Annotated in this window: 5 protein-coding genes; all 5 read left to right on the top strand. The window is 40.1% G+C overall.

The genetic code is table 11. From position 1 onward, the window contains the following. A partial coding sequence (locus AC11ZT_RS06955; RefSeq protein ID WP_484058902.1) for a type IV pilin protein occupies positions 1-392 on the top strand: 392 nt, incomplete at its 5' end. Between the two features lie 122 nt (positions 393-514). Next, the gene (locus AC11ZT_RS06950; protein ID WP_484058901.1) at positions 515-1267 is read left to right on the top strand and encodes a prepilin peptidase; all 753 of its coding nucleotides are present in this window, start codon (positions 515-517) and stop codon (positions 1265-1267) included. Positions 1268-1282: 15 nt separating this feature from the next. After that, entirely contained in the window at positions 1283-2248 is a 966-nt protein-coding gene (gene pilM / locus AC11ZT_RS06945) for a type IV pilus biogenesis protein PilM (protein ID WP_484058900.1), read from the top strand. 3 nt (positions 2249-2251) lie between these two features. Beyond that, positions 2252-2845, top strand: a complete 594-nt coding sequence (locus tag AC11ZT_RS06940) for a hypothetical protein (protein ID WP_484058899.1) — start codon at positions 2252-2254, stop codon at positions 2843-2845. Continuing rightward, positions 2842-3474, top strand: a 633-nt coding sequence (locus tag AC11ZT_RS06935) for a hypothetical protein (RefSeq protein WP_484058898.1), incomplete at its 3' end; no start/stop codon positions are given. The genes AC11ZT_RS06940 and AC11ZT_RS06935, both read left to right, overlap by 4 nt.

The following is a 3474-nucleotide window of genomic DNA, read 5'->3' as shown; positions in this document are numbered from 1 at the left end:
TTATCGTAATTTTAGGTATCGTTGCTGCTATTGCAATTCCTAGTATTGGTAGTATTATTCAGAAGTCGAAAGAAGATGGCGTGAAAGCCGATGCAATTACAGTAATAAATGCTGCGAAGACGTATGTGGCTGCGAATGGAGTGCCTGCTTCGGCTGATCCGAAGGCTACCACGGTGGATATAAAGGATACTGATTTGGCTAAATACGTAAGTAATGTAAAATTAACTACTGGTTACACTGTAACAGTTAACACTGATGGAACAACATATAGTATTACTGGTACTAGTTTATCCGGCTCAGCTGGGAATGTAACCATTACATTTACAAATGCTACAATAGACGGTATTAATACTGATACTGGATATGGTACAAGTCGTACTATTGCAAAATAATTAATGGATTAACCATTTATTAGTATTGAGTAAAAAAGGGTATGAAAAGGAACCTTTACGTTCCCTTTCTCATACCCTTTCTTTATATAGTAATAGTTTTATAGATAAGGGGTTTGATAACGATGTGGTTTGTCTATGCATACATATTTGTTGTTGGGCTGGTGCTTGGCTCCTTCTATAATGTTGTTGGTCTGCGCGTACCAGCTAAAAAATCTATTGTGAAGCCTCGGTCGGCTTGCACATCTTGCGGACATACATTAACGTATGCGGAGCTGGTTCCTGTGTTTTCGTACATATGGCAACGAGGCAAGTGCAAAACCTGCGGTGCTTCGATTTCACCTATTTATCTAATCTTTGAACTGCTAACAGGTTTGTTATTCGTTTACACATTCTATTTGCTTGGATTTCAAGCAGAGGTATTTGTCGGCTGGACACTTGTGTCTCTTCTTATCATTATTGTCGTGTCTGATTTGACCTATATGCTCATTCCTAATATCATTTTGTTATTCTTTTTCGTTATTTTTGCAATTGAGCGATTGATTATTCCCTTGCAGCCTTGGTGGTCTAGTTTGAGCGGAGCAGGCATTGCTTTTATTCTCTTATTTCTCATTGCTGCGTTTAGCAAGGGGGGAATGGGCGGAGGAGACGTAAAGCTCTTTGCCTTATTAGGATTTGTGCTAGGTGGCAAGCTCGTTATCTTAGCTTTTCTTTTATCTGCATTTTTTGGAACGGTATTTGGCTTACTCGGCCTCATGACAGGTCGGTTGAAACGGAATAAGCCAATGCCGTTTGGACCCTATATTATGATGGGTACACTCGTTGCGTATTTTTTCGGAAACGAGATGATTCGATATTATATTTCACTTTTCTATTAAGCGGTGATGACAATTATGGCATTTTTATTTCCAACTCGCAAAAAATCAATCGGCTTAGAATGTAAAGATTATGTAATACGGTATGTAGAAGGTAGAGGTTCATCCTCGACTTATGTTCATTCGTTTGGAGAGACGTATATTCCGTCAGGTGTTATAAAAAATGGAATGATCGTAGATGCAAATTCGTTTGAATTGCTGCTTCGAAACTGTGTATCCAAATGGGGACTTAAGAAAAAAAATATTCATTTTATCGTTCCTGATGCATATGTCATAGTGCGCAAGCAGCAAATTCCTGCTGATATTACAGAGGAAGAGATTCAAGGTTACATTAATTTAGAGCTTGGTCATAGCATTCATCTTCCGTTTGAGAGTCCAACCTTCGATTTTATTCAGCTTGGGCAAAAGGAAGACAAGCAGGAGATCATGTTATTCGCATCGCCTGAGAATCTGGTTGTTTCCTATGCAACGCTGTTTGAGAAAGTAAAGCTCAAACCAGTTTCTGCAGATCTTTCCTCTCTATCTCTTATGCGGCTCTATGAAGAATCTAAACTGACGAATGAGAAGGAATTGCTGTTAGTAAAGCTAGATGTTTCAGATGCAAACATTACTATTTTTCATGGAACAACGCCCGTCTTTATGCAAAATCAAAAATTTTCTTATGAGGATTCGATTGAGTTTTCTTCAGATGGCATGACCGTTCGTAATAAGGAGATGGTCATGATGGAAATGGATGAGCTTATGGAGGAAATGGATCGCATTCTCCATTTTTATAAGTATTCATTTATGGGCGGATCGGGGAATATGCAGAAGCTTCTTCTTGTTGGAGATCATCCATTACTTGAAGAAGTGTACGGAATGATGCGGAATCGTTTACCGTTTGCTGTTGAATTTATGTATGCATCCTCAGTTAAGGTGAACAATGATGATGACCTTCGTCCTAAATATTATCCTGCCCTTGGATTGATTGGGAAAGGAGTGTAGCTTATGGTTGCTGATATTAACTTGCTCCCAAAGCAACAGAATGAAGGTTCTTCATCTCGTATGCTAATTCTAATACTAATTATCGTATTTCTCGGCCTGGGAGCTGTAACCTATGTAAAAATGCAGCAAATTAACTTGCAAACAACTGATTTGAGTAAGCAACTGGCAGTCGCTAAAGTAAAGGTTGAGACGCAACAAAAGACAGCCGCATCCACAACGAGCACTGTAACAGGAGCAGATTTAGAAAAATCAGCAAAATCGTTAGCAGATGGACAGGTGAAATTGCTTCCTGTACTTATAAAAATGACGAGCTTTCTTCCGGGTCGGGGTGTGTTCGTATCGTTTGTATATAAGGACCCTAATCTAATAACCGCTGAAATACGGTTTGATGATAAGCAAGCAGCTGCCTACTACTTTAGCCGATTAGGTAGCGAGCCATGGATTCAAGAGGCAAAGCTTTCTTCTATAAAGGCACAGGATGTTCAAATTCAAGGTCAGCAGGTTAATAGCAATCCAACACCTCGTTATATCGCGCAGTATGACCTTGTTGTCAATAAAGACAAAGTAAAGGAGCTGGAGAAGGAGGGGAAACAATGAATTTCCATTTTTCCAGAAATCAACTCACCATTTTCTTACTCAGCCTCCTGATTATAATGGGATTCTATCTAGCGGTGTATTTTGTTTGGATGAAACCAGCTGAATTAAAGGTGACACAAACGGAGCAGCAATTAAAAACGGAACAGCTCCTTCTAACGAAGGTTACGCAGACTGGACAGATCAATCAAGCAAGTACCGGGACGAGTGATATCATACTAAAGCAGCTTCCTGTTAAGCCACTCGTGGATCAATATATGCTAGAGTTAACAAAAGCTGAGGGGATTTCGGGGGTTACGATTCGAAATATTACTCTGCAAGATACAACGCAAACGACTGCAGCAGCTAATTCGACAGGAACTACCGGAACCACAACAGGAACAACGAGTTCCGCAACGCAAAGTACAACGAAGCAAACGACTACTAACACGGCGACACAAGCGTCTGCAGGCCAGAAACAAGCAGCAAGCACACCTGTTCCTATTACACTAAATATAGACGTACAATATAATGTCTATGAACAGCTCCATTCGTTTATAAAGGAATTGGAAGGAATGGAGCGCATAACGTACGTGCAAGGGATAGCGTTTCAAGGGCGCGATGAAATTACGCAGCCAAACACGAAAGTCACA

Source organism: Ectobacillus sp. (assembly GCF_056992975.1).
Note: the sequence above shows the minus strand (reverse complement) of the source record. Positions and strands in the feature narration are given on the sequence as shown.

What these genes read in the sequence shown, in the direction of transcription:
- AC11ZT_RS06950 (WP_484058901.1), top strand. Translation starts at nt 515, where the DNA reads ATGTGGTTTGTCTATGCATACATATTTGTTGTTGGGCTGGTGCTTGGC.
- pilM (WP_484058900.1), top strand. Translation starts at nt 1,283, where the DNA reads ATGGCATTTTTATTTCCAACTCGCAAAAAATCAATCGGCTTAGAATGT.
- AC11ZT_RS06940 (WP_484058899.1), top strand. Translation starts at nt 2,252, where the DNA reads ATGGTTGCTGATATTAACTTGCTCCCAAAGCAACAGAATGAAGGTTCT.